The 24858-nt window shown below is 73.4% G+C and carries 24 protein-coding genes; 14 read left to right on the top strand and 10 right to left on the bottom strand.

The features are described from left to right. Positions 1-3 precede the first annotated feature (3 nt). On the top strand, positions 4-201 hold the full coding sequence (locus AB0D28_RS09200) for a DUF2795 domain-containing protein (RefSeq protein WP_357383838.1): 198 nt from the start codon (positions 4-6) through the stop codon (positions 199-201). 4 nt (positions 202-205) lie between these two features. Here the strand turns inward: AB0D28_RS09200 and erm are convergent, their stop codons facing one another. Further along, the gene (gene erm / locus AB0D28_RS09195; RefSeq protein WP_357383836.1) at positions 206-1024 is read right to left on the bottom strand and encodes an ErmE/ErmH/ErmO/ErmR family 23S rRNA (adenine(2058)-N(6))-methyltransferase; all 819 of its coding nucleotides are present in this window, start codon (positions 1022-1024) and stop codon (positions 206-208) included. A gap of 425 nt (positions 1025-1449) precedes the next feature. Beyond that, positions 1450-2346: a Gfo/Idh/MocA family oxidoreductase gene (locus AB0D28_RS09190; protein ID WP_357383834.1), complete on the bottom strand. Its 897-nt coding sequence runs from the start codon at positions 2344-2346 to the stop codon at positions 1450-1452. 125 nt (positions 2347-2471) lie between these two features. Here AB0D28_RS09190 and AB0D28_RS09185 point away from each other — a divergent pair, with 125 nt between their 5' ends. Both AB0D28_RS09185 and AB0D28_RS09180 read left to right on the top strand, forming a co-directional pair. After that, the gene (locus AB0D28_RS09185; RefSeq protein ID WP_357383832.1) at positions 2472-2888 is read left to right on the top strand and encodes a hypothetical protein; all 417 of its coding nucleotides are present in this window, start codon (positions 2472-2474) and stop codon (positions 2886-2888) included. Beyond that, a complete protein-coding gene (locus AB0D28_RS09180) occupies positions 2881-3297 on the top strand; it encodes a hypothetical protein (RefSeq protein ID WP_357383830.1) in 417 nt (138 codons plus the stop codon). The genes AB0D28_RS09185 and AB0D28_RS09180 overlap by 8 nt, the downstream gene beginning before the upstream one ends. 25 nt (positions 3298-3322) lie before the next feature. Here AB0D28_RS09180 and fabG read toward each other — a convergent pair whose 3' ends face one another. Both fabG and AB0D28_RS09170 read right to left on the bottom strand, forming a co-directional pair. Further along, positions 3323-4081: a 3-oxoacyl-ACP reductase FabG gene (gene fabG / locus AB0D28_RS09175; protein WP_357383828.1), complete on the bottom strand. Its 759-nt coding sequence runs from the start codon at positions 4079-4081 to the stop codon at positions 3323-3325. A 60-nt stretch (positions 4082-4141) separates the two neighbouring features. Beyond that, entirely contained in the window at positions 4142-5794 is a 1653-nt protein-coding gene (locus AB0D28_RS09170) for an alpha-amylase family protein (RefSeq protein WP_357383826.1), read from the bottom strand. A 53-nt stretch (positions 5795-5847) separates the two neighbouring features. Between AB0D28_RS09170 and AB0D28_RS09165 the strand changes: the two genes are divergently transcribed. Then, positions 5848-6441 carry a DUF1349 domain-containing protein gene (locus tag AB0D28_RS09165; protein WP_357383824.1) on the top strand — a complete coding sequence of 198 codons (594 nt, stop codon included), beginning with the start codon at positions 5848-5850 and terminating at the stop codon, positions 6439-6441. A gap of 70 nt (positions 6442-6511) precedes the next feature. Further along, positions 6512-7174 (top strand): DedA family protein, encoded by a 663-nt coding sequence (locus AB0D28_RS09160; RefSeq protein WP_357383822.1) that lies wholly within the window; start codon positions 6512-6514, stop codon positions 7172-7174. A 13-nt stretch (positions 7175-7187) separates the two neighbouring features. Here AB0D28_RS09160 and AB0D28_RS09155 read toward each other — a convergent pair whose 3' ends face one another. The 4 genes from AB0D28_RS09155 to AB0D28_RS09140 all read right to left on the bottom strand — a co-directional run bounded on the left by AB0D28_RS09155 (position 7188) and on the right by AB0D28_RS09140 (position 11566). Continuing rightward, positions 7188-8753 (bottom strand): cellulose binding domain-containing protein, encoded by a 1566-nt coding sequence (locus tag AB0D28_RS09155; protein ID WP_357383820.1) that lies wholly within the window; start codon positions 8751-8753, stop codon positions 7188-7190. 143 nt (positions 8754-8896) lie between these two features. Next, positions 8897-10321, bottom strand: coding sequence for a carbohydrate-binding protein (locus AB0D28_RS09150; protein WP_357383817.1), 1425 nt, complete (start codon positions 10319-10321; stop codon positions 8897-8899). A gap of 79 nt (positions 10322-10400) precedes the next feature. After that, complete coding sequence (yidC, locus tag AB0D28_RS09145; protein ID WP_357383815.1) at positions 10401-11147, bottom strand: membrane protein insertase YidC; 747 nt, start codon at positions 11145-11147, stop codon at positions 10401-10403. 134 nt (positions 11148-11281) lie between these two features. Then, positions 11282-11566, bottom strand: a complete 285-nt coding sequence (locus AB0D28_RS09140) for a DUF6412 domain-containing protein (RefSeq protein WP_357383813.1) — start codon at positions 11564-11566, stop codon at positions 11282-11284. A 194-nt stretch (positions 11567-11760) separates the two neighbouring features. Between AB0D28_RS09140 and AB0D28_RS09135 the strand changes: the two genes are divergently transcribed. From AB0D28_RS09135 to AB0D28_RS09120, 4 genes are all read left to right on the top strand, one after another. Then, complete coding sequence (locus AB0D28_RS09135) at positions 11761-12909, top strand: glutamate--cysteine ligase (protein ID WP_357383811.1); 1149 nt, start codon at positions 11761-11763, stop codon at positions 12907-12909. Between the two features lie 41 nt (positions 12910-12950). Beyond that, positions 12951-14327, top strand: coding sequence for an FAD-dependent oxidoreductase (locus AB0D28_RS09130; protein WP_357383809.1), 1377 nt, complete (start codon positions 12951-12953; stop codon positions 14325-14327). 130 nt (positions 14328-14457) lie between these two features. Beyond that, positions 14458-15879 (top strand): WGR domain-containing protein, encoded by a 1422-nt coding sequence (locus tag AB0D28_RS09125; protein WP_357383807.1) that lies wholly within the window; start codon positions 14458-14460, stop codon positions 15877-15879. Between the two features lie 75 nt (positions 15880-15954). Continuing rightward, positions 15955-16827 (top strand): aminoglycoside phosphotransferase family protein, encoded by an 873-nt coding sequence (locus AB0D28_RS09120; protein ID WP_357383805.1) that lies wholly within the window; start codon positions 15955-15957, stop codon positions 16825-16827. Between the two features lie 61 nt (positions 16828-16888). On the opposite strand, the gene AB0D28_RS09115 is transcribed toward AB0D28_RS09120, so the two are convergent. Beyond that, positions 16889-17698: a DNA-formamidopyrimidine glycosylase family protein gene (locus AB0D28_RS09115; RefSeq protein WP_357383803.1), complete on the bottom strand. Its 810-nt coding sequence runs from the start codon at positions 17696-17698 to the stop codon at positions 16889-16891. 313 nt (positions 17699-18011) lie between these two features. Here AB0D28_RS09115 and AB0D28_RS09110 point away from each other — a divergent pair, with 313 nt between their 5' ends. From AB0D28_RS09110 to rocD, 5 genes are all read left to right on the top strand, one after another. Further along, positions 18012-18761 (top strand): cellulose binding domain-containing protein, encoded by a 750-nt coding sequence (locus AB0D28_RS09110; protein WP_357383801.1) that lies wholly within the window; start codon positions 18012-18014, stop codon positions 18759-18761. Between the two features lie 5 nt (positions 18762-18766). Continuing rightward, positions 18767-20215: an RICIN domain-containing protein gene (locus tag AB0D28_RS09105; RefSeq protein WP_357383799.1), complete on the top strand. Its 1449-nt coding sequence runs from the start codon at positions 18767-18769 to the stop codon at positions 20213-20215. 135 nt (positions 20216-20350) lie between these two features. After that, on the top strand, positions 20351-21259 hold the full coding sequence (locus tag AB0D28_RS09100; protein WP_357383797.1) for a thrombospondin: 909 nt from the start codon (positions 20351-20353) through the stop codon (positions 21257-21259). 286 nt (positions 21260-21545) lie between these two features. Then, positions 21546-22361 (top strand): dimethylargininase, encoded by an 816-nt coding sequence (gene ddaH / locus AB0D28_RS09095; protein WP_357383929.1) that lies wholly within the window; start codon positions 21546-21548, stop codon positions 22359-22361. Then, on the top strand, positions 22361-23575 hold the full coding sequence (rocD, locus tag AB0D28_RS09090) for an ornithine--oxo-acid transaminase (RefSeq protein WP_357383927.1): 1215 nt from the start codon (positions 22361-22363) through the stop codon (positions 23573-23575). The genes ddaH and rocD overlap by 1 nt, the downstream gene beginning before the upstream one ends. A gap of 72 nt (positions 23576-23647) precedes the next feature. Here rocD and AB0D28_RS09085 read toward each other — a convergent pair whose 3' ends face one another. Next, positions 23648-24796 (bottom strand): FHA domain-containing protein, encoded by a 1149-nt coding sequence (locus tag AB0D28_RS09085; RefSeq protein ID WP_357383795.1) that lies wholly within the window; start codon positions 24794-24796, stop codon positions 23648-23650. Positions 24797-24858: the final 62 nt, after the last annotated feature.

Here is a 24858-nt window from a genome sequence, read left to right as displayed (position 1 = left end):
GGCATGACCGTCACCGGTGCGCAGTTGCGGGAGTTCCTGGCCGGCCTGGACTATCCGGTCTCCCGGGAGGACCTGGTCCGCTGGGGTCAGGAGAACGGCGCCGACACCGAGGCGCTCCAGGCGCTGCGGTCCCTGCCGGCCGAGGAGTTCCACTCCCCCGCCGAACTGGGTGAGGCGCTGGTCGTGCTGGCCGACGCCTGAGCTTCTATGCCGGAGGCGTGGGGTGAGGGCCCGTCCGCGCGTGCAGCAGCCGGAACAGCACCAGCCACTGTTCCGGCCAGACCAGGCCCACCGGGGTCTCCGGCGCGATCCGCGCGGCCCGCAACGCGCCGTCGACATGCCGCCGGGGACGGGCCGCGCGCAGCGAGGCCGCGAGCGAGCCGCCGACTCCGCCGAAGCCCAGCTCCACCATCCGCCGGTACGCGGGCAGCGCCGCCGGCGCCACGAGTGGCGTGCTCCGGCGCTCCAGCCGCAGGATGCCCCCGTCGGCGCCCGGCACCGGCCGGAACGCGGCCCGGGGCACCCGCCCGGCCAGCCGCCAGTGGTACTCGGGCCAGGTCAGCACCGTGAGCCGGCTCCACCGGCCGTGGTCGCCGCTGCGTTTGCGGGCGTAGTCGAGCTGGGTGAGCAACGTCGCGGTACGCAGTCCGGGCGCGGCCAGGCACCATCTCACCACTGCCGCGGTGAGCGACCAGGGGATGTTGCCGGCCACCGAGAACGGCCCGGCGGGCGGGGCCACGGCCAGGAAGTCGGCCGGGCGCACCTCGACGTTCGGCAGCGGGGCACAGGCGGCCGTCAGCTCCGGCAGCACTGCCGGGTCGACCTCGTACGCGATCAGCCGCCCGCACCGCGCGGCGAGTGGCCGGGTCAGCCGGCCGCGCCCGGCGCCGACCTCCAGCAGCAGGTCGTCCGGGCCGGGCCGGACCGAGCGGACCATCAGCGCGACGGCGGCCGGGTCGGCGAGGAAGTTCTGGGACAGTACGCGACGGGACCGGTCGCGTGCGGTGGTTCGGCGGGGCGCCACGGGTTCGTCCTGTCTGTCGCCGGACGGCGACGGGTACGGACCGCTGCGCGGGTGTCACCCCCGCCGTCGAGGCGGCGCGGGGCGGATCGGGCGGGCGGTCCGAGCGGATCGGGACTCGGACGACCCTGGAGAGTGGCCGGGACGCGGCGCATGCCTGAGACGGCCACCTCGACGAGGTGGCATGGTGGACGGACCAGCCGCCACCTCGGCGAGGTGGCGCGACCGGCGCCCTCGGCGGGCGGGTCGGAACCGGCGGTCGGGGTCAGACGTGGGCGGCGTACCGGCCGGCCAGGGCCGGGCGCCGGAACCGCGGACGGGCGACCAGGAGGAGCCCACACGCGGCCGGCGCGGCGGCCACGCGGATCAGGGCATGCGTGAACATGCCGCCACGCTAGCGACCGGGTCCGTCCCCGGCGACCGGTTTTCTACAGGTCGACTGTGCGGCCCTGCGACCGGGCGGTCTGCGCGGCGTCCAGCACCGCCACCACCTCACGGCCGAACCGCACGTCGCAGCGGTGGTCGCGGGTGCCGGCGTCGACCTCCTCCAGCAGCTGGTCGAGCGCGGCCCCGAACGCCTGGAGCGCGCTGCCGTCGCCGGGCGGGACGGTTTCGGTGCCGTTCTCGCCGAAGAAGACGAAGTCCCGGGTGACCGCCTCCGGCGGCGCGTCCAGGGTCAGCGAGAGCGAGCTGGTCGCGCCGCCGTCGTGGGTGAGCAGCAGGTGCACCAGGCCGCTCGGGCCGTCCATCGCGGCGACCCGGGTGACCCGGCCGAGCACCGGCAGGATCAGCGACAACGCGTGCGGGCCGATGTCCCAGAGCGCGCCGCGCTCCCGCCGCCAGGTCGAGTCGCCGTACGGGTTCCCGGGCTGGAAGATCGACGCGAACATGGTCGCGCGGGCGTGCTGCCAGCCGCCCGCGGCAGCGGTCGAGGCCAGGAACCCGGTGACGTTCGGGTGGAAGCGCTGGGTGAAGAAGACCACCGAGGCCACCCCGGACGCCTGTGCCGCGTCGACCACCCGGTCGGCGTCGGCGAGGTCGAGCGCCAGCGGCTTGTCCAGCAGCAGGTGCCGCCCGGCGGTGGCGGCCCGCACGGCGATGTCGGCCTGCACGTCCGGCGGGAGCGCCACCGCGATCGCGTCGCAGGCGTCGATGAGCGCGTCGACGTCGGTGAAGGCGGGTACGCCGTGCCGGGTGGCCAGCTCCTCCGCCTTCGCCGGGTTCCGCCCCCAGACACCGGCGAGCCGGGCCCGCGGGTGCGCCTCGATGGCCGCGGCATGCGTCTCCGCCGCCCAGTAACCCGTGCCGAACAACCCGAACCGCACCCCGACCCCCTGCCGCCGACGTCCGCCACCGGCGTACGCCGGGACCGTGATCCACGCTAGTCCCCGGACCAGCCCGGCGCGCCCCGACCCGGCGGGCCAGCCGCTACTACACGCATTAGTAGGCTGTGCCGGTGAACGACACCGTGTCGACGACCAGCGCGGCGGCCTCCTCCCCGGTGGACGGGCCACTCGCCACTGTCGCGATCGTGATCTCGCTGGCGCTCGCCGTCTGGGCCCTGGTGGCGGCTGTCCGCCACCGCCCGCCGGACCGGATCCAGTTCGTCGGCCTGGCCGTGCTGGAGGTGGCGCTGCTCGCGCTCACCGTGACGGCTCTCGTCGCGCTCGGCGGCGGCGAGCGGCCGGGCGAGCCGGGCGCGTTCTTCGGCTACCTGGCGACGCTCGTCTGCCTGCCCCCGCTGGCCTGGGTGCTGGCCCGGATGGAGCCGACCCGCTGGGGCTCGGGCATCGTCTGCGCGATCTGCCTGGTCACGCCGGTGGTGGCGGTACGGCTCCAGCAGACCTGGGAGGTCCTCGGTGGCTGAGACCACGACCGAGCAACCCGTCACCAACCGCGGCCCGGGGCGGCTGCTGATCGCCGTCTACATCGTCTTCGCCATCGCCGCCACCTCGCGGGCCGGGTTGCAGATCGCCACGAAGTTCGACGAGGCGCCGGTGGCGTACCTGCTCTCCGCGCTCGCCGCGCTGATCTACATCGTGGCGGCGGTCGGGCTGGCCCGGGCCGGGCACACCGGCCGCCGGGTCGCGCTCGCCTGCTGCACCGTCGAACTGGTCGGCGTGCTCGGGGTGGGCGTGCTGAGCATCGCCGACAAGGAGCTGTTCCCGGACGAGACGGTCTGGTCCGACTTCGGCAGCGGCTACGGCTACGTGCCGCTGGTGCTGCCGGTGCTCGGCCTGTTCTGGCTGTGGCGCACCCGGCGCGACCCCGCCTGAGCGGGCCCGCGCCGGGTCGGGCCGGTCAGTCCTTCGGGCCGCCGGCGACGTAGATGACCTGACCGGAGACGAACGACGCGCCCTCGCTGGCCAGGAACGAGATGGTGTGCGCGACGTCCTCCGGGCGGCCGGGACGGCGTACCGGGATCTCGGCGGCGGCGTGCTTCTGGAGGTCGTCGAAGTCGACCTTCATCCGCGCCGCGGTGGCGGCGGTCATGTCGGTGACGATGAAGCCGGGCGCGACCGCGTTGACAGTCACCCCGAACGGGCCCAGCTCGATCGCCAGCGTCTTGGTGAAGCCCTGGAGACCGGCCTTGGCGGCCGAGTAGTTCGCCTGCCCCCGGTTGCCGAGCGCGGACGTGCTGGACAGGTTGACGATCCGGCCCCACTTCGCCTCGACCATGTGCTTCTGCGCGGCCTGGCTGAACAGGAACGCCCCGCGCAGGTGCACACCCATGACCGTGTCCCAGTCGGCGTCGGCCATCTTGAACAGCAGGTTGTCGCGCAGCACGCCGGCGTTGTTGACGAGCACCGTCGGCGCGCCGAGTTCGGCGGCGATCCGTTCCACGGCGGCCTCGACCTGGGCCCGGTCGGACACGTCGGCGCCGACGCCGAGCGCCCGGCCGCCGGCCGAGCCGATGGCGTCCACCGTCTCCTTGGTGGCGGACTCGTCGATGTCGACAACGGCGACGGCCATGCCGTCGGCCGCCAGCCGGCGGGCGGTCGCCGCGCCGATGCCGCGCGCGGCTCCGGTGACGATGGCGACGCGGGGCTCCTCCGACATGCTTACCTCCCGGTAACTTGTGGCTCGATCGAAGGAGCTTAACCCGCCGGTACGCCGCGCCTACCGCTCGTGGTCCCGGCAGAGCCGGATCCACCGGTAGCCGTAGCCGGCGAGCTTGAGCCGGTCGAGCTTGCCCACGTCCTCGTAGTTGCGGTCGCTGAGCACGTCGATCGGCAGGTCCGCCTCCGGCGCCAGCGTGCTCAGGTCCACCTCGACGTCCTCGGTGCCGAGGTTGTGCAGGAAGACCATGGTCCCGGTACGCCCGTCGGCGCGGTGCGCGAGCACGCCCGGCGGCATCGGCACGTCGATGTGGGTGGTGCTGCCGGACCCGGTCTCCGGCGCCTCCCGCAGCGTCCGGATCATCCGCTCGAACCAGCCGAGCAGGGACCGCGGGTCCTTGCGCTGGGCGGTGACGTTGACGTTCTGGTAGCCGTACTCGCCCTTGTCGATGACCGGGCGGACCAGCTTCTCCGGCTCGGCGGTGGAGAAGCCCGCGTTGTCGGCGTAGGACCACTGCATCGGCGTACGGATCGCGTCGCGCCCGTCCAGCGACAGGTCCTCCCCCATGCCGATCTCCTCGCCGTAGCGCAGCACCGGCGTGCCGCGCAGCGAGAACTGCAGCGAGTACGCCAGCTCCATGTGCCGGCGGTCGTTGCCGAGCATGGGCGCCAGCCGCCGCCGGATGCCCCGGCCGTAGAGCTGCATGTTCTCGTCCGGCCCGAACTTCGCCAGCACGTCGTTGCGCTGGTCGGCGGTGAGCCGGGACAGGTCGATCTCGTCGTGGTTGCGCAGGAACGTGGCCCACTGGCCGCCGGTGGGCAGCTTCGGGGTGTCGCGCAACGCCTCGATGATCACCTCCGGGTCCTCCCGGGCCAGCGCGAGCATCAGCCGTCCGTTGAGCATGAAGTCGAAGAGCATGTGGATCCGGTTGCCCGAGCCGCTGCCGTCGCCGAAGTAGACGGGCAGCTCGTCCGGCTCGACGTTCGCCTCGGCCAGCAGGACCGCGTCGCCGCGCCGCCACTGCACGTGCTGGCGCAGGTCGGTGAGGAAGTCGAAGTCCTTCGGTGAGTTCGGGTTGCCCGGCTCGGTGCGCTCGATGATGAACGGCACCGCGTCCATCCGGAAGCCGGAGACGCCGAGCTGGAGCCAGAACGAGGTGATCTTCTTGATCTCCGCCCGGACCTTCGGGTTCTCGATGTTCAGGTCCGGCTGGAACTTGTAGAAGCGGTGGTAGTACCACGCCTTGGCGGTCCGGTCGTAGGTCCACGTCTCGTGCTGCTCGCCCGGGAACACCATGCCCTGGTGGCGGTCGGCCGGCTCGTGGTCGGCCCAGACGTACCAGTCCCGGTACGGCGAGTCCGGCGAGGAGCGGGCGGACTGGAACCACGGGTGCTGGTCCGAGGTGTGGTTGACCACCAGGTCGATGATCACCCGGATGCCCCTGTTGCTCGCCTGGTGCAGCAGTTCGGCGAAGTCGCCGAGCGTGCCGAGGCGCGGGTCGACGTTGTAGAAGTCGGTCGCGTCGTACCCGTCGTCCTCGTTGGGCGAGGGATGGATCGGGTTCAGCCAGAGGCAGGTCACCCCGAGCCGGGCCAGGTAGTCCAGGCGCCCGATCAGCCCCTGGAAGTCACCCACCCCGTCGCCGTCGGAGTCCGCGTACGTGTCGACGTCGAGGCAGTAGACGACCGCCTCCTGATACCACCTGTCACCCATGCGGGGACTACTTCTCCGAACGCGCGCGACGGCAAACCCGGTACGGTGCCGGGATGAGCGAGGAGGCGTACGACTGGTCCGCCGGCACCTGGCTGAACCCGCCCGAGCGGGCCGAGCCGGTCGACGGCGGCCTGCTGGTCGAGCCGCGTGGCGGTAGCGACTTCTGGCGGCGCACCAGCTACGGCTTCGTGCACGACGACGGTTCGGCGCTGCTCGCGCCGTTCGGCGTGGACACCGCCGTGGAGGTGTCGTTCCTGCTCGACTACGCGGCCCAGTTCGACCAGGCCGGCGTGCTGGTGCGGGTGGACGAGCGGCGGTGGACCAAGGCCGGCGTCGAGGTGAGCGACGGCGCTCCGCAGGTGGGCGCCGTGGTCACCGACGAGTTCTCCGACTGGTCGGTGGCGCCGGTGCCGCAGTGGTCGGGCCGGGAGGTGACGGTCCGGGTGAGCCGGGCCGGCGACGCGCTGACAGTCCGGGCCCGCTGCGCGGACGAGCCGTGGCGGCTGGTCCGCGTCGCCCCGCTCGATCCGGCGGCGGAGGCGTCGGCCGGGCCGTACTGCTGCTCGCCCAGCCGGGGTGGTCTGCTGGTCCGCTTCACCGGCTGGCGGCGGGGTCCGGCGGACGCCGCGCTGCACCCGGAGGGCTGAGTCACAGGTGTGACACCGGCCGGTCCGGGTAACACTTCCGGATCTCCGGCTCTCACGTGGAAGGACCGCCATGGCCCTGGCCCAGGACGTCGACCCGAACCAGTTCACCGGGCTGACCGGCTGGGTGGCGAGCGTGATCGACTCGTTCGGCGCGGTCGGCGTGGCGCTTCTGGTGGCGCTGGAGAGCATCATCCCGCCGATCCCGAGCGAGATCGTGCTGGCGATGGCCGGCTACCTGTCCGCCGAGGGCCGGTTCAACGTGGTGTTCATCGTGGTCGCCGCGACAGTCGGCTCACTGATCGGCGCGCTGGTGCTCTACTGGCTCGGCGCGGCGCTCGGCGAGGACCGGCTCAAGCGCTGGCTGGACCACATCCCGCTGGTCGACCTGGAGGACCTGGAAAAGGCGGACCGCTGGTTCGAGCGGCACGGCCGGTGGGCGGTGCTGATCGGCCGGGTGGTGCCTGTGGTGCGCAGCCTGGTCTCCATCCCGGCGGGTGCCAACCGGATGCCGCTGGGCGAGTTCATCCTGCTCACCACGCTCGGCAGCGGGGTGTGGAACGCCCTGATCGTCGGCGCCGGGTTCACCCTCGGAACGCGGTGGGAGGACGTCGACAAGTACAGCCAGTGGTTCAACTACGCGATCTTCGCCGTCTTCGGTTTCATGATCGTGAGCTGGGCGGTGAAGAAGGTGCGCCGGCGGCGCGCCCGGCAGTCGGTGACCGCCGGGCGCTGACCGCCGCGTGGGCTCAGAAGCCCGCGGTGATGCCGGTGAACTCCCAGGTGTTCTGCGCGATGCCGGAGCAGTTGGCGACCACGCCGCCGCCCGGGCAGGGCCGGTCCCGGTTGACCGACCAGAACGTGAACCGGGCCAGGCCGCGCGCCTTGGCCCAGTCGCGGATCTGCGTCCAGGTGGCCGGCGAGGTCAGCTCCTGCTGGTCGGAGAGGCCGTTCATGCCGGACAGGCCCATGTGGGCGTACGCGGTGGCGTCGGACCAGCCGAACGCGTTCTTCAGTGCGGTCTTCAGGCCCTCGGCCGCGTTCACGGTGTTCTGGTACATGTTCGCGCCGCCGCCGAAGTCGAACGGCATGATCGTGAACACGTCGATCCCGGCGCCCTTCGCGGCGGCCTGGTTGATCAGCCGGGTGCCGTAGTACGACGGCCCGGTGGTCGAGGTGCCGAACGTGATGATGGTCTTGATCCCCGGGTTGTTCTGCTTGACGATCTTGAGGGCGTCCAGGATGCGGTCCTGCACCACCTCGTTCTCGAACTCGTCGCTGTTCTCGATGTCGATGTCGATGGCCTTCAGCCCGTACGCGTTGATGACCTGCTGGTACGCGCCCGCGAGGGCGGCGGCGGACGAGCAGTTCGGGCCGAGCTTGTTGCCGCTCCAGCCGCCGAAGGACGGGATGACGTCGCCGCCGGCCGCCTTGATCGCGGCGATGGTGGCGGCGTGCGTGCCGCCGGTCAGCGGGCCGTTGCCGTCCCAGGCCGGGGTGCAGCCGCCGCCGGAGAGCACGAACGCGATGGTGAACCACTTGATCCCGGTCGCGCCCATCACCGTGGCGGGCGCGGGCGGGTCGCCCCAGCCCGGGTAGAGGTAGGGCGCGGCGGCCATCGCGCCACCGCCGCCACCGGTGCAGCCGCTGGTGGTGGCCGCGACCGCCGTCGACTTAGCCGACTCGCCGCTGCCGTTGTACGCGGCCACCGTGTAGCTGTGCCCGCTGCACGCGGCCAGCCCGGAGACGGTGGCCGAGGTGCCGGTGACGGTGGCCTTGACAGTGCCGCCCTCGTACACCCGGTAGCCGGTGACGGTGCCGGAGACCGCGTTCCAGGCCAGCGAGACGGCGGACGCGGTGGTGCCGGTGACCCGCAGCCCGCCGGGGGTGGCGGGGGCGCCCGGGTTGCCGGGGTTGCCGCCGCCGGTGCAGGAGGCGCCGTTGACCGTGCAGTTCACCGGGTCGCCGGTGCCGCTAACCACGAAGCCGAAGCTGGTGCTGGCGCCCGGGGCGAGCGCGCCGTTCCAGGACTGGTTGACGGCGGTGACGTGCTGGCCGGAGGTGGTCAGCCGGGCGTCCCAGAACGAGCCGAGCGTGCTGCCGGCCGGCAGGTCGAACTGGACGTTCCACGAGGAGATCGCAGCGGAGCTGTCGTTCGTGACGGTGAACCGGGCCTCGTACCCGCTGCTCCAGCTGGAGGTGCGGACGAAGGCCGCGGTGGCGGCGGAGGCGGGCGGCGCGGCGAGCAGGGCACCGGCGACCACGGCGGTGGTCAGCGCGGCGGCGAGTGTCGCCAGGCGGGGGCGGAGTCTCACGGCGTCCTCCAGGGGACGGGCGGGGGATGGAGAGGGATTCACAACCGTCGACGTGCGCCTATTATTAAGAGTGTTAACTGTTTCTGTCCAGCACCGGTTCGGGCGCGGCCCGGACGATGTGCCCGGGCCGCGCCTCGCCGCGCTCAGCGACGGAAGGTGAACCAGTTGACGTTGACGAAGTCGGACGGCTGCCCGCTGCTGAACGTCAGGTAGACGGTGTGCCGCCCGGTCACCGCGCCGACGTTGCCCGGCACCGAGCGCCAGGTCTGCCAGCCGCCCGTGTTGCCGACCGCGAAGCTCCCGATCGGCGGCGCGGTCGGGCTGTCCACCCGGACCTCCACCAGCCCGCTCACCCCGGACGCCGCGCCGGAGGCGACCCGGGCCACGAAGTCGCGCGGCGGCGTCGAGCCGAAGTCGACGTTGTCGTAGCGGGCCCAGTCGCCGTTGGCGAGCCAGCCGATGTCCTGCCCGCCCTCGGCGCACGTCTCCACCTGCACGCCGTTCTGCGCGTTGAACGACTCGGCCTGGATCGTCGAGTAGGCGTCGCGCACCCCGCCCGGCGGCGGCGTGGTCGGCGTCGGCGACGGGTTGCTCCCGCCACCCCGGGTGTAGACGGCCACGTAGTCGACCAGCATCGACCGGCCCGGCACGGTGGACGCGGTGGGCGTCGCCGAGCCGGCCACGCCGTCCGGGAAGCCGCCGCCCATCGCCACGTTGAGCAGCAGGAAGTAGCCGGCGTGGCCGGTCATCTGACTCCAGTACGGCTCACCGATCTGGTTCTGCCCGACGGTGTGGAAGAGCTGGCCGTCGACGTACCAGCGCAGTTGCTGCGGACTGGTCGAGGCGTCCCACTCGAACCGGTAGGTGTGGAACGCCGACTGGCAGGTGCTGCCCGGGCAGGCCCGGGACGCACCGATGCCGTTGAACTCCCCGCACGGGCCGCCCGGCGCGACGCCGCAGTGCAGCACGCCCCAGACCGAGTTGATCCCGTTGACGTTCTCCATCACGTCGAACTCGCCGATGCCCGGCCAGTTCTGGTAGTTGCCCCGGTACGGCGAGCCGAGCGCCCAGAACGCCGGCCAGTACCCGGACGCCGCCGCACCGGTGACGTTCGGCATCTGGATCCGGCCCTCCAGGGCCAGCACGCCGCCCGACGGCGGCTTGAAGTTCGCCCGTACCGTCTCGATCCGGGCGGAGGTCCAGCGGCCGGCCGAGTCCCGCAGCGGCGTGATGCGCAGGTTGCCCGAGCCGTCCTGGGCCAGGTTGGCAGTGCTGGACGTGTAGGTCTGGATCTCGCCGGTGCCCCAGTTGGCCGGGCCGCCGGGGTAGCTGGTGCCGGTGTCGATGATCCAGTTGGCGGACGAGGGCAGCGTGCCGGACGGGCCGGTGAAGTCGTCGCTCCACACGAGGTTCCACCCGGACGGTGTCGGGGGCACCGCGGCCTGGGCGGTCATCGAGACGCCGGCGAGTGCTGTGGTGAGCGCGAGGACGCCGGCGCCCAGGGCGAGCCGGCGGCGTGGTCGGGGCACGGTGGCGGAGGCGGCCGGAGCCGCCGGGATCGGGTTCATTCGGGGTGCCTCTCTGCGGGGGACGGGTCCGGGAGAGCGCTCTCTGAGAGCGATTTCTACGCGCCCGTCCCCGCACTTGTCAACGCTTGTCGATGGCCTCCGCCGGCTGCGGCCGGCGCAGCACCACCTGCTCCAGCGCGGTCCACGCCGTGGTGGTGACCAGATAGAGCACGGCCGCCAGCGGCACCACGAGCGCCACCAGCACCGTGCCGTACGGCAGCAGCGGGAGCAGCCGCCCGAGCACCGCCGCGCCCGGCCCCTCGGCCGGCGTACCGGCCACGGTGCCGGTGGCCGCCGCCGCCCGGCGCATCCGCCGCGAGGACCACCAGGCCAGCGCCAGCAGCGCGGCCAGCAGCACCCCGAACACCAGCGGCACCGGACCGGCCAGCCCGTCGCCGAGGTGCCACCCCAGCGGTACGCCGGCGAGCCGCTCCCCCAGCAGCTCCGGTGCGCCGTCACCGGTGGCGAACAGGCGGTACATGACAAGGAAGAACGGTGCCTGCAACAGCGCCGGCAGGCAGCCGGCGACCGGGCTGGCCCCGGCGTTGCGGTAGAGCGCGAACAGCTCGCTCTGGAGGCGGGCCGGATCGTCGGCGTACCGGCGCTGGAGTTCCCGTACCTCGGGGGCGAGCGCGGTGCGGCGCCGCTCCCCGCGGACCTGCGCCACTGTCAGCGGGGAGATCAGCAGCCGGACGGCGACGGTGAACAGGACGATGGCGGCGGCCGTCGCGGCGCCGCCGGCGAGCGGGGCGAGCACGTCGGCGAGCCAGGTGACGACTGTGGCCGCGGCCGAGGCCGCGGAATGCAACGGTGCGAAGGCGAGCATGGGTGGACCCCTCGATGGCGATTCCGGGTGTCCCGGGCGGCGGCATGCCGCGCGGCGGGACTGATGACGACGGAATCGGCCGCGAAAGCCGGGGTGGAGGAACCGGCGGCCCGCCGACGCGGGCCGGAAGGTGGCTACGCGGCCGAGGGGCGCAGGCCGGGCGCGCGGGGACGCGGACGCCCCGGCGCGTCCGGGTCGACCTGCCGGGGCACGCCCCGACGGCGGGCGCGGGCACGCAGGGCGGCGGCGAACCGGGTGCCGGGCGGCGTGGGCAGCGCGCGAACCCGCAGCGCGAGCAGGGTCGCCAGCAGCAGCGCGGCGACGACCGCCGCACCGGCGAGCAGCCCGGCCGGCCGGTCGGCGACCAGCGCGAGGGCGTAGGCCCACGCCCCCGTCAGCACCGCCAGGATCCCCGCCACACGGTGACAGTAGCCCGCCGTGTCACGCCCCGCGGCCCGTGCGTCCACGCCGCCGCGCCGCCGGGCGGACCCCCACGACCCGAACGGGCGAACCGGCGCCGACACGCCGCCGGGCGCGTTTCCGGGCCCGGACACGGTGGGTAACAGGCCATCGACCACGCGGCACGGTGCCGCAAGCGGTCCCGAGGAAGACGGTGGTGACGATGAGTGGCTCAGTGGCGGAGCGGGAGCGGAGCGCCGCAGCGGGCGGAACCGACCTGCTGACAGTCGGCGTCGAGGAGGAGTTCCTGCTCGCCGACCCGCACACCGGGACCGCCGTACCCGCCGTGGACCTGGTGATGGAGCAGGTGCCGGCCGAGCTGCGGGGCCAGGTGGAACGCGAGTTCCAGACCAGCCAGATCGAGATCGGCAGCCCGCCCGGGCTGGACCTGTCCTCGATCCGGCACTCGCTGTCGATGCTGCGCGCCGAGCTGGCCGACGCGGCCGAGCGGGCCGGAGTACGGCTGCTGGCGATCGGCACCGGGCCGGTCGACGGGCCGGTGCCGCCGGTGGTGGACAAGCCGCGCTTCGACCGGATGATCGAGCGGTTCCGGCTGCTGGTGCCCGGCCCCGGCAACAACGGCATGCACATCCACGTCGGCATTCCCGACCCGGACACCGGCGTGCAGGTGCTCAACCACGTCCGGCCGTGGCTGCCGATCCTGCACGCGGCCACCGCGAACTCCCCGTTCTCCCGGGGCGAGGACACCGGGTACGCGAGCTGGCGCTCGGTGGAGTGGGAACGCTGGCCGTCGGTCGCGCCCACCCCGTACCTGGAGTCGCACGAGCACTACGAGCGGCTGATCCGGCAGCTCATCGCCAGCGGCGTGATGCTGGACGAGGGAATGCTCTACTGGTACGCCCGGCTCTCCGCCAAGTACCCCACCGTGGAGATCCGCATCGGCGACGTCTGCCCGTCGGTGGACGACGCGGTGCTGGTGGCGGCGCTGGTCCGCGCGCTCGTCGCGACAGCGCTCACCGACATCGCCGCCGGCCGTCCGGCCGTCAACACCGACCACCACCTCCTGGTGGCGGCGCACTGGCGGGCCGCCCACGACGGGCTGGAGGGCGAGGGCGTCGACCTCACCGACGGTGAGCTGCGCCCGGCCTGGGAACTGCTGGACCGGCTCGTCGACCGGCTGCGCCCGGAACTGGAACGGCACGGCGACCTGGACCGGGTCACCGATCTGCTGGGCGGGCTGCGCCGGCACGGCAGCGGCGCGGCGCGGCAGCGCGCGGTGTTCGAGCGCACCGGCAGCCTCGTCGACGTGGTCGCGGACGTGGCACGGCAGACCCGTGGCTGAGCGGCCGTGCGGCCGCGGCCCGGCGTGACAGGATGGGCGACGTGGCCGAGCGCATGATCGTCATCGGCGGCGACGCCGCCGGAATGTCGGCGGCGTCGCAGGCGCGACGCCGCCGCCGCGACCGCTCCGACCTGGAGATCGTCGCGTTCGAGCGGGGGCACTTCACCTCCTACTCGGCCTGCGGCATCCCCTACTGGGTGAGCGGCGTGGTCGAGGAGCGGGACGAGTTGATCTCCCGCGACCCGGAGACCTTCCGCGACGAGTTCGGCATCGAGGTCCGCACCCGGCACGAGGTCACCGCCATCGACCTCGACCGCCGCGAGGTCCTCGCGCGGGACCTGGACGGCGGCGGCGAGGTCCGCGCCGGTTTCGACACCCTGGTGTACGCCACCGGCGCGTCACCGATCCAGCCGGACTGGGCGCGCGACGACGTGTCGGGGGTGTTCGGCGTGCAGACGCTCGACGACGGCGCGGCGCTGATCGACTGGCTCGCACGTGAGCCCCGGCCGCGGCGGGCGGTGGTGGTCGGCGGCGGCTACGTCGGCGTCGAGATGGCCGAGGCGCTCGTGCAGCGCGGGCTCTCGGTGCAGCTGGTCGAGCAGGCCGACCAGCCGATGTCGACTGTGGACCCGGACATGGGCGAGCTGGTGGTCGAGGCGATGCGGGCCACCGGGATCAACGTCCGTACCGGCATCACCGTCACCGGCCTGGAGGAGCGGGACGGCCGGATCCGCGCGGTGCTCACCGACGAGGGGCCGATCCCGGCCGACGTCGTGGTGCTGGGTCTCGGGGTACGCCCCAACACCGCGCTCGCCGAGGCCGCCGGCCTGCCGATCGGTCCCTCCGGGGCGATCCGGGTGGACCGGCGGATGCGGGTGCCGGGCGTGCCCGGCGTCTGGGCGGCGGGCGACTGCGTGGAGTCCCTGCACCGGGTCAGCGGCATGCCGGTGCACATCCCGCTCGGCACGCACGCCAACAAGCAGGGCCGCGTGGCGGGCATCAACATCGGCGGCGGGTACGCCACCTTCCCCGGCGTCATCGGCACCGCCGTCACAAAGGTCTGCGAGCTGGAGGTGGGCCGCACCGGGCTGCGCGAGCGGGACGCCCGGGAGGCCGGCTTCGAGTTCGTCACCGTGCACACCCAGTCGACGAACCGGGCCGGCTACTACCCGGGCGCGCGGCCGATGACGATCAAGCTGATCGCCGAGCGGCCCAGCGGGCGGCTGCTCGGGGCGCAGATCGTCGGCTGGTCCGAGGCGGCCAAGCGGATCGACGCGCTCGCGGTGGCACTGTGGAACGGCATGACGGTGGACGAGATGACAGCGCTCGACCTGGGGTACGCGCCGCCGTACGCCCCGGTGTGGGATCCGGTGCTGATCGCCGCCCGCAAGGCCGTCGACGCCCTCGCCGCCGTGTAAGGAAGGGCCCCCTATTAACGCCTCCGGTAGAGGAAGGGCCCCTTCTTAACACCGAGACCCGGGTTTGTCGGTGCCGGGGGTTAGCGTGTGCGCGTCGCCGGTCCGGCACTCCCCTCGGAGGTAACCCCACATGTCCCAGGAGACGACCTACCTCGAACTGTCCGAAGTGGACGGTGGAGCCCACAAGTTCTACGAGGTGGTGGTCGACGACACCGCGATGACAGTGCGCTTCGGGCGGATCGGCGACCAGGGCCAGGTGAAGACCAGCACCTACCCGGACAACTCCCGCGCCCGCGCCGCCGCGGCGAAGAAGATCGGCGAGAAGATCCGCAAGGGGTACGCCCCGGCGGTGCCCGGCGTACGCCAGAAGCGCACTGTCTCGCGCCGGCAGATCGTCAGCACCCGCTCGACCGCCCGCACCGCCCCGGTCCTCTGGCGGTACGCCTCGGGCGCCCCCGCCTTCGGCATCTTCGTCGACGACAGGCACTGCATGGTCGGCAACGAACACGGCGTGATCACCACGCTCGACCACGACGCCCGCCTGGTCAACCAGGTCCGGCTGCCCGACGGGGTGAAGTGCATCGTCGCCGACGACGCCTGGGTCTACGCCGGCTGCGACGACGGCAACGTCTACGACCTGTCCGGCAAGGTGCCCCGCGCGGCGTACGCGATCGCGCCCGAGATCGACATCTACTGGCTGGACATCCACGACGGCGTGCTGGGCGTGTCCGACCGCGACGGCGGCATCTCGGCGATCGACCACGAGGACGAGTTCCTCTGGCGCCGGCCGGGGCGGGGCCGGTCGGCGTGGATGGTCCGCTGCGACGCCGACGCGCTCTACCACGGCCACTCGCAGGGCGTCACCGGTTACGACTGGCGCACCGGGCGGGAGCTGTGGCACACCGGCACCGGCGCGGTGCTGTTCGGCTGGCAGGAGCGCGACGCGGTCTTCGCCGGCACCGGCACCCGCGAGGTGGTGCGCCTGCGCAAGGACGGCCGGGCCGAGCAGGTCTACCGCTGCGACTCGGCGGTCTTCTCCTGCGCCACAGCCGAGGGCGGCCGGTACGTGTTCGCGGGCGACAGCGCCTCCTCGATCTACTGCTTCGACCAGGCCGGCAACCGGTTGTGGAAGCTCGGCACCGGCTGCGGCTCGGCATACTCGATGCAGTACCACGACAACCGGCTCTACGTGGTCACCACGAGCGGCCACCTGGCCTGCATCGACGCGAGCGAGGCGGCGATCCGGGCGGCCGAGGGGGGCAGCGTGCCCGACGTGGTCGACGTCAAGGCACCGGCCCGGATGCCGGAGACGGCCGCCTGGACCTCGGTCGAGGTGACCACCGACGACCGTGACGGCGTGCTGGTGCAGTGCGTCGAGCAGGGCGGCCGGCTGCGCGTGCACGTCCTCGCCGACGGCTACCGGCGGGACTGGTCGGTGCAGTTCCCCAAGGGCATCCGTGAGCCGGGCGCGCGCTACCTGGTCACCGAGGTCCGCGAGTCGGGCCGTGGCGGCTTCTACCGGGCGTACGGGGACATCCGCCGACTGCGCTGACGCGCACCGGCGAGGCGGGCCGCACGAGGCCGGGCCGGGACAGCGGATCGTCGCCGTACCGGCCAGGATGTGCCGATGCGGTACGACATTCCCGAAGGGCTGCGCTGGGTCGAGCGGACGGAGGCCGGCCGGGCGTGGCTCGCGGAGCTGCCCGGCCGGCTGGCCCACTGCGTCGCGCGGTGGGAGCTGACGGTCGGCCCGCCGTTCGCGTACGCGTTCGCCTCGCTGGCGCTGCCCGCGACGCTTCCCGACGGCACGCGGGCGGTGCTGAAGCTCCAGTACCCGGACGACGACAGCGTCCACGAGGCGACAGCGCTGGCACACTGGGCCGGGCGGGGCGCGATCCGGCTGCTCGCCCACGACGCCGACCGGCGCGCGCTGCTCGTGGAACGGTGCGACCCCGGTACGCCGTTGCACGCGCTGGCGGCCGACGTCGCGCTCGACGTCGCGGTCGGCCTGCTGCCGGGGCTCGCGGTGCCGGCCGGCGCGCCGTTCACCTCGCTGGCCGAGGAGGCGGCCGGGTGGGCGGAGCGGATGCCTGGCAACTGGCGACGGGCCGGCCGCCCGTACGAGCGGCGCCTGCTCGACGCCGCGCTCGGGCTGCTCGCCGAGCTGGCGCCGGGCCAGGGCGAGCAGGTGCTTGTCAACCAGGACCTGCACGCCGGCAACATCCTGGCCGCCGCACGCGAGCCGTGGCTGGTGATCGACCCGAAGCCGCTGGTCGGCGAGCGGGAGTTCGCCGTGGTGCCGCTGGTGCGCGGCGCGGAGCTGGGGCACTCCCCGGCGGCGGTGCGGCACCGGCTCGACCGGCTCAGCGCCGGCCTGGGCCTGGACCGGGAGCGGGTACGCGGCTGGGCGATCGGTCAGACGGTGGCCTGGAGCATCGGCGGCGACCAGGTCTTCCCCGGCAACGTCGAGGTCGCCCGGTGGCTGCTCGACGAGACGTGACAGCGCCGCCGCACCCGGGAGGGCGCGACGCGGCCGACGCGACAGCCGGTGCGGCGCGCGGTCAGCCCGCCTGGCAGGCAGGGCACCAGTAGAGGTTGCGGCCGGCCAGTGTGCCCCGGCTGACCGGGGTGCCGCAGACGTGGCAGGGCGCGCCGGGGCGGCGGTAGACGTACACCTCGCCACCGTGCCTGTCGACGCGCGGCGCGCGGCCTGTCACCTCCGGCAGGTCGGCGTCGCGCACCGTGTCGATCCGCCCCCGCTCGACAGCCCGGTTCATCAGCGCGACCAGGTCTGCCCAGAGTTCGGTCCAGCCGGCCGGCGTCAGTTCCCGCCCGGGCAGCAGCGGCGGCAGCCCGGCCCGGAACAGCGCCTCGGTCACGAAGATCAGGCCGGTGCCGGCCACCACCGACTGGTCGAGCAGCAGCGCCGCGAGCGGGGTGGGGCTGCGCCGGATCCGCGCGTACGCCCGGTCCGGGTCGGCGTCGGCGCGCAGCGGGTCCGGCCCGAGCCGGTCGCGCAGCGCCGCCACCTCCGGCGGGGTCAGCAGCTCGCAGGCGGTCGGGCCGCGCAGCTCCAGCCAGTTCCGGTCGCTGTGCAGGCGCAGCCGCAGCTGCCCGACCGGGGCCGGCGGCTCCCCCGGCCCGTCGGCGAACTTCCCGTACAGACCCAGGTGTACGTGCAGCGTCAACTCGCCCGCGTAGTGGTGCAGCAGGTGCTTGCCGTACGCCTCGGTGCCGTCCAGCACGGTGCCGCTCAGGCGGGCCGCGCCCTCGGCGAAGCGGCCCTGCGGGCTGTCGGCGTGCACCTTGTCGCCCGCGAACAGCTCGGCGTGCCGGGCGGCGAGGCGGTGGATGCTGTGTCCCTCTGGCACGACCGCCAAGCGTAGCCAGCGGGTCGCACCGTCGGCGACGTCGGGTCGTGGGACGGCATTGAATCGATGCTCGTCGACTGAAAGACTGGCTGCGGTAGCGCTCGGGAGCCAGTGCGAGCCGCTCGATCTCGCCGGAGGGACAAGCGCGGGGTGATGCGCCGCCCCGGTGCCGGGCAGTCGTCTCCGGCAGTCCACCGTGCCGCCGCGCCGCCCCTCGGGGACGGCTGGGCACCAGCCGATCACGCGGCGGCGACATCGCGGTCCACCACCGCGGCGCCGACCGCCCCCGGCGCCCCCAGCTCGGGAGAGACACATGCTCCGTACGCTCGGCGCGGCCCTGGCCGCCGCGCTCGCCCTGACCGGCCTGGCCGCCTCGGCGGACGCCGGCCGGTCCCCCGCCACCACGGCGATGACGCCTGCCACCGCGGCGACGCCAACCCCCACGCCCACGTACGCCTGCCCGCCGGCGCTGCCGGTCACCGGCCAGGTGACCGGTGCCACCACGACCAGCATCACCATCACCTACTGGATGGTGCTCAGCCCGCCCTGCGGCTACGACCCGCCGCTCCTCATCAGCCTCTTCGCCAGCCGCGAGGACGCCACCGCGTGGCGCGATCCGGTGGCCGAGGCGGTCACCGGGCCGGAACGGTCGGGGAAGGTGACGCTCGGCGGCCTGACCCCCGGTACCGAGTACTGGTTCCGGTTCGGCGACACCAAGGGCACGCGGGATCCGTACGTGATCGGCGGCCCGGCGCGCACGCTGTCGCTCTGTTCCGCGACGGCCACCATCGACAGCCGGTGGGACGGTGGCTTCGTCGCGACAGTGACGGTGCGCAACGACGGCGCCGAGCCGGTCCCGGGCTGGCTCGTGTCGTGGCGGTGGTCCGGTGACGAGCACATCCGGTCGGTCTGGGGCGGCGTGGTCGAGGGCGCCGGGCAGGACGTCGCGGTGCGCAACGCCTCCTGGAACGGGACGCTGGCACCCGGCGGTTCGGCGACGTTCGGCCTGCTCGTGGCGGCGGGCACGACGCCCGCCGCGATCACGCCGGTCTGCGGGCGGTGACCGCCATGCGACGGCACGGCGGCAGGGGCCGCCTCCTGGCGGCGGGGCTGGCGCTCACGGTGGCCCTGGCGGCGACAGTGCTGGGGCCGGCGGCGGGTGCGCTCGCCGCGCCGGTGACGGTCACGAACGGCACCCAGTTCACCGACACGAGCGGCGCGGTGGTGCACGCCCACGGCGGCGGCGTGCTCGAGGTCGGCGACTACTACTACTGGTTCGGCGAGAACCGCAACCCGGACAACACGTTCCGGGCGGTGTCGGTCTACCGTTCCACGGACCTGCGTACCTGGGAGTTCCGCAACAACGTGCTCACCCAGTCGTCGGCCGCCGAACTGCGGGTCGCCAACATCGAGCGGCCGAAGGTCGTCTACAACGCGGGCACCGGCCGGTTCGTGATGTGGATGCACAAGGAGAACGGGTCCGACTACAACGAGGCGCGGGCCGCCGTCGCCTCCTCGGCGACTGTGGACGGGAACTACACCTACCACGGCAGCTTCCGGCCGCTGGGGCAGCACATGTCCCGCGACATCACGCTCTACAACGACAACGGCACCGCGTACATGATCTCGGCGGCCGACGACAACTACGACCTGAACATCTACCGGCTCACGCCGGACTACCTGAACGTGGCCGCCCTGGTGGGCAACTTCTGGGACGGTGCCCACCGCGAGGCGCCCGCGATGTTCAAGCGGGGCTCGACGTACTTCCTGCTGACGTCGGGGGCGACGGGCTGGAGCCCGAACCAGGCCCGGTACGCCACCGCGCCGAGCATCGCGGGGCCGTGGAGCGGCTGGACCGACGTGGGCAACGGCACCACCTTCAACTCCCAGCCGGCCTTCGTGCTGCCGATCCAGGGCACGTCCGGCACCAGCTACCTCTACCTGGGTGACAGGTGGGCGGGCGCGTGGGGCGGCCCGGCCAACGACTCCCAGTACGTGTGGCTGCCGATCACCTTCCCGACCGCCACCAGCATGAGCCTGACCTGGTATCCGTCGATCACCATCGACACGGCGGCGGGCACCGTCACCGGGAACTCGCCCGCGTACTACCGCGTCACGGCCCGGCACAGCGGCCGGGTGCTCGATGTGATCAACGGCTCCACGGCGAACAACGCCGAGGTCAAGCAGTGGAGCTGGAACGGCGGCGGCAATCAGCGGTGGGAGTTCCAGGACGCCGGAGGTGGCTGGTTCCGCCTGGTCAACGCCGGAAGCGGCAAGTGTCTCGACGTCGCGAACGCGTCCACCGCCGACGGCGCCAACATCATCCAGTACACCTGCGGCAGCGGCGCCAACCAGCAGTGGCAGTGGGCCGCGCTGGGCGGCTGGTTCCAGCTGCGGGCGCGGCACAGCGGCAAGTGCCTGGACGTGGTGAACGCCGGCACCGGCGACGGCGCGGACGTGCAGCAGTACACCTGCGGCGCGGGCACCAACCAGCAGTGGTCACGCACCGTGTCCTGACCGGCGCCGATCTCCGCACGCTCCGGTGCTGGTCGCCTGAGCGTGCGGAGCAGCCGACGGGTGTCGATTTCGGCACACCTGGGTACTTCCTTTCTGTCATGCGCGGCCTCCGCGCCTGGATCAGGAGGTGCCATCGTGAAGATCCTGTCCCGCCGGAACCCTCCGGCGACCAGTACCGATACCAACGGCGACGGCGTGGTCGACGAGCGCGACCGGACCGCCGAGCAGCCGGCCGGCCGGCCGGTGGTCACCGACCGCGACGAGGAGCGGACCACGTACCGCAGCGCCGCCACCGCGACCGAGAACGAGCGTGCCCGAGACGCGGTGGCCGACCGGGACGCGCGCGATCTCGACGCGGCGACGCCGGCCGACGACCGCACGACCGACCTCCGGGGAGCGGCCACGACGGCCCACGGCCGGAACGCGGCGGCCGACGACGAGCCGGACGCCGAGGCCCGGCGCCGGGCCGCGGACCGGGGCGCGGCGGCGCGAGCGGTCACCGGCCGCCGGGTCGACGCCGACACCCGGACGGTTCCGGTGACCGACGCCCGGACCGCCGGTGCGACGCCCGCCGTCGGAGCCCCCGTCGCCGAGCCCACCGTCGACCTGGACCGCGACGGCCGCCCGGACCACACCGACCTCGACCGGGACGGCCGCCCCGACGGTACGGATGCCGACCGCGACGGCCGGGTGGACCGGCCGGAGCCGTACACCACAAAGCGTCCCCGGGCCAGCCTGCTCGCCACGCTCGGCCTGATCGTCTCGGTGGTCGGGGCGTTGTTCGTGCTCTCCGGCACGCTCGCCGGGTACGGCATCGGGCTCGGCGCGGCCGGCGCGGTGCTGGCGGTGCTGGGCCTGATCGCCACCCGTCGGCGGCACGTGGCCGGCAAGACCGACGCGCTGATCGGCATCGCGGTGGGCCTTTCCGCGGTGGTGCTCGGCATCGTGGCGATGACCGGCCAGTTCGACTGGCCGACCACCGACGGCGACTGGGTGGGCCGCTTCCGCGAGTGGCTCGACTCACAGTTTGGCGCCTGGTTCTGACGGGCACCTTTCCGATCGCCGGCAGGGCCGGCCAGCCCGATCAGATCTGGTGGTTCACCAGCCGGGCGACACCTCTTTCGGGGGCGGCGGTTCGCCGCCCCCGAAGTGTGTCCGGCGTCGGCGCAATGATTGCTCACTGGTGACCGATTCAACGCAACGATTCGCCGCCGAACGCAACTTCTCGCGGTGGATGTCGTCTACCGGGGCCGCATAACGTTGGACCACGGCGCCAGCCCGTGGGCCGACGGTGGCCGGGCGCGCCCGACCCTGGGAGCACGACATGACGATGGACGCCATCCGCCAGCGCTTTCTGATGTGCCGGCCGACGTACTTCGCCGTCGACTACGCGATCAACCCGTGGATGGACCCCACCGCCCCGGTCGACGCCGACCTGGCGATCCGGCAGTGGGAGCGGCTTCGCCGGACGTACCTGGACCTGGGCCACGAGGTCGAGCTGATCGAGCCGGTCGCCGGCCTGCCGGACATGGTCTTCGCCGCGAACGGCGGCACCGTGATCGACGGCAGGGCCATGGCGGTGCAGTTCCGCGACCCGCAGCGCGCCGACGAGGCGCCCGCGTACCGGGCCTGGTTCGAGGGCGCCGGCTTCGAGATGTACGACCCGAAGCACGTCAACGAGGGCGAGGGCGACGTCCTGCTGGCCGGCGACCACCTGCTCGCCGGCACCGGGTTCCGCACCGCGCACGCCTCCCACGCGCAGCTCCAGGAGGTCTTCGGCTACCCGGTGGTGACCATGCAGCTGGTGGACCCCCGCTTCTACCACCTGGACACCGCGCTCACGGTGCTCGACGAGCGCACCGTGGCGTACCTGCCGGAGGCGTTCTCCCCCGGCAGCCGGGCGGTGCTGCGCCGGCTGTTCCCGGACGCGATCCACGCCACCATGGCCGACGCCGAGGTGCTGGGCCTGAACGCGGTCAGCGACGGCCGGCACGTGGTGCTGCCCGCGCAGGCCACCGACCTGGCCGCGAAGCTGCGCGACCGGGGCTACGAGACCATCGGGATCGACCTGTCCGAGCTGCGCAAGGCCGGCGGCGGACCGAAGTGCTGCACGTTGCGACTCCGTCAGGGAAAGGCGAGCAAGTGATCATCGACGACATGCTGCGGACTCCGTCCGCGGTCCGGGACGCGGAGCGTCACACGGCGCACAACTACCACCCGCTGCCCGTGGTGATCTCGTCGGCCGAGGGCGCCTGGCTGACCGACGTGGACGGCCGCCGCTACCTCGACTGCCTGGCGGGATACTCGGCGCTGAACTTCGGCCACCGGCACCCGAAGCTGATCGAGGCCGCGCACGCGCAGCTCGACCGGCTCACGCTGACCAGCCGCGCGTTCATCCACGACCAGTTCGCCGACTTCTGCCGCGAGCTGGCCGCGCTCTGCGGCAAGGACCTGGTGCTGCCGATGAACACCGGCGCCGAGGCGGTGGAGACCGGCATCAAGGTGGCCCGCAAGTGGGGCTACCAGGTCAAGGGCGTCACGCCGGGCCAGGCCAACATCGTGGTGGCGGAGGGCAACTTCCACGGCCGTACGACCACGATCGTCAGCTTCTCCACCGACGAGGACGCGCGCGCCGACTTCGGGCCGTACACCCCGGGTTTCACTGTGGTCCCCTACGGCGACCTGGACGCGCTGACCGAGGCGATCGACGAGAACACGGTGGCCGTGCTGCTGGAGCCGATCCAGGGTGAGCAGGGTGTCGTGGTGCCGCCGGAGGGCTACCTGCCGGGTGTGCGCCGGGTCTGCACCGAGCGCGACGTGCTGTTCGTCGCCGACGAGATCCAGTCGGGGCTGGGGCGTACCGGGGCGACGTTCGCCTGCGAGCACGAGGGCGTCGAGCCGGACATGTACCTGCTGGGCAAGGCGCTCGGCGGCGGCATCGTGCCGGTGTCGGCGGTGGCGGCGAACCGCGACGTGCTGGGTGTGCTTCAGCCGGGCCAGCACGGCTCGACGTTCGGCGGCAACCCGCTGGCCTGCGCGGTAGCGACCGAGGTGGTCCGGCTGCTGGCCACCGGCGAGTTCCAGCGCCGCTCGGCCGAGCTGGGCGAGCGGCTGCACGCCGGCCTGCGCGGCCTGATCGGCAAGGGCCTGGTGGCGGTACGCGGTCGCGGCCTGTGGGCCGGGCTGGACATCGACCCGGCGCTGATGACGGGCCGGCAGGCGTGCGAGCGGCTGATGGAGCGCGGTGTGCTCGCGAAGGACACGCACGGCTCGACCATCCGGCTCGCCCCGCCGCTGGTGATCACCGAGGACGAGATCGACCACGCGGTGGCGCAGCTCGCCGCCGTGCTGGCCGGCTGAGGGCGTACGCCTCACTCCGTACACGAGAAGGCGCCGGGACCGCGACGGTCCCGGCGCCTTCGCGCGTGCCGGTCACTGACGCGGCAGCCGCATCGCCATGGTCGGCGCCTCGGCCATCACCGAGTTCGGCGTGTACTTCGCGTCGCTGCTCATGTCGTCGGCGCGGCCGATCTGCACGCCCGGGTACAGCTCGATCAGGTCGCCCTCGGCCAGCACCCGGGACTGCTGCGGCGCCAGCGCGATCCGCTCGTGCTCGGCCATCGAGCCGCCGGGGCGTACGCCGGAGCCGTTGGTGCTGGTGTCGGTGACCACCACCTCGCCCACCCGCAGCTCCAGCCGGATGTGGCTGCGGCTGATCCAGCGGCGGGCCTCGTCGTTGAGCCACTGGCCGAGCGTCACCCCGCCCGGGCCGTCGGGCGCCCGGCCGATCGCCACCGGCTCGGTCTCGGTCAGCACGAACCGCTTGCGGACCAGCCCGCCGATGCGCGCCGCGAGCACCACGGTACGCGGGCGCGGGCCGGCGTCGGAGAGCCGTGCGCCGTGCCGGGGGCAGGTCGGCGCCCCGGTACGCAGCGTGGGCGGCGGCTGCTCGGCCGGCACCCGGTCCACGGCGGCCAGGTCGGCGAACGCGCCCCCGCCCCCGCCGCCGCCGAACAGCGCGCACCCCGGCTCCGGGCAGCGCCACTTCCGGGAGAGCAGCTTGACCCCGGCCGGGGAGCGGCTGCCGGTGGCCGGGTCCTGGCCGCCGCCGACGTGCGCGATGAAGACCGGCCCGCCGGCGCCGGGCACCGGGGCGAGCACGCGGCCCGCCTGCCCGACCCACGGGTACCGCCCGACGAGCCCGTCCAGCCGCGCCCGGGTGAGCACCGGCAGGCCGAGCAGGTCGGCCACCTCCAGCATCCGGTCACCGGGCTGGTCGAGCACCTCCACCAGGCCGTCGTCGGCCCAGCGGCGCACCACCATCCGCTCGTTGGAGGTCAGGTCGGCGTCGGACAGCAGCGCCCGGTGCACGATCGCGTAGACCGGGACGCTGTCCTCGCCGATCTGCCGGGACAGCGCGTCGATCACCATGCCGAGCCGCAGCAGGCTGGCCGGACGGCCGCCGTCCAGGTTCTGCCACCGGATGACCTCGGCCAGGTCGACCACGGCCCGGGCCAGCGACGGGTCGGTGCAGACCCGCCCCTCGATGGCGTCGAGCACCTTGCTGATCTCGAATCTCATGCCGCAGCTCCGCACGATGTCGTCAGTGACGCGGCCGGGCCCGTTCGCCCCGCCGCGCCGCG

Origin of the sequence: Micromonospora sp. NPDC048169 (genome assembly GCF_040652815.1) — a bacterium.
GTDB lineage: Bacteria > Actinomycetota > Actinomycetes > Mycobacteriales > Micromonosporaceae > Micromonospora.
This window is presented reverse-complemented; position numbering and strand designations above follow the sequence as displayed.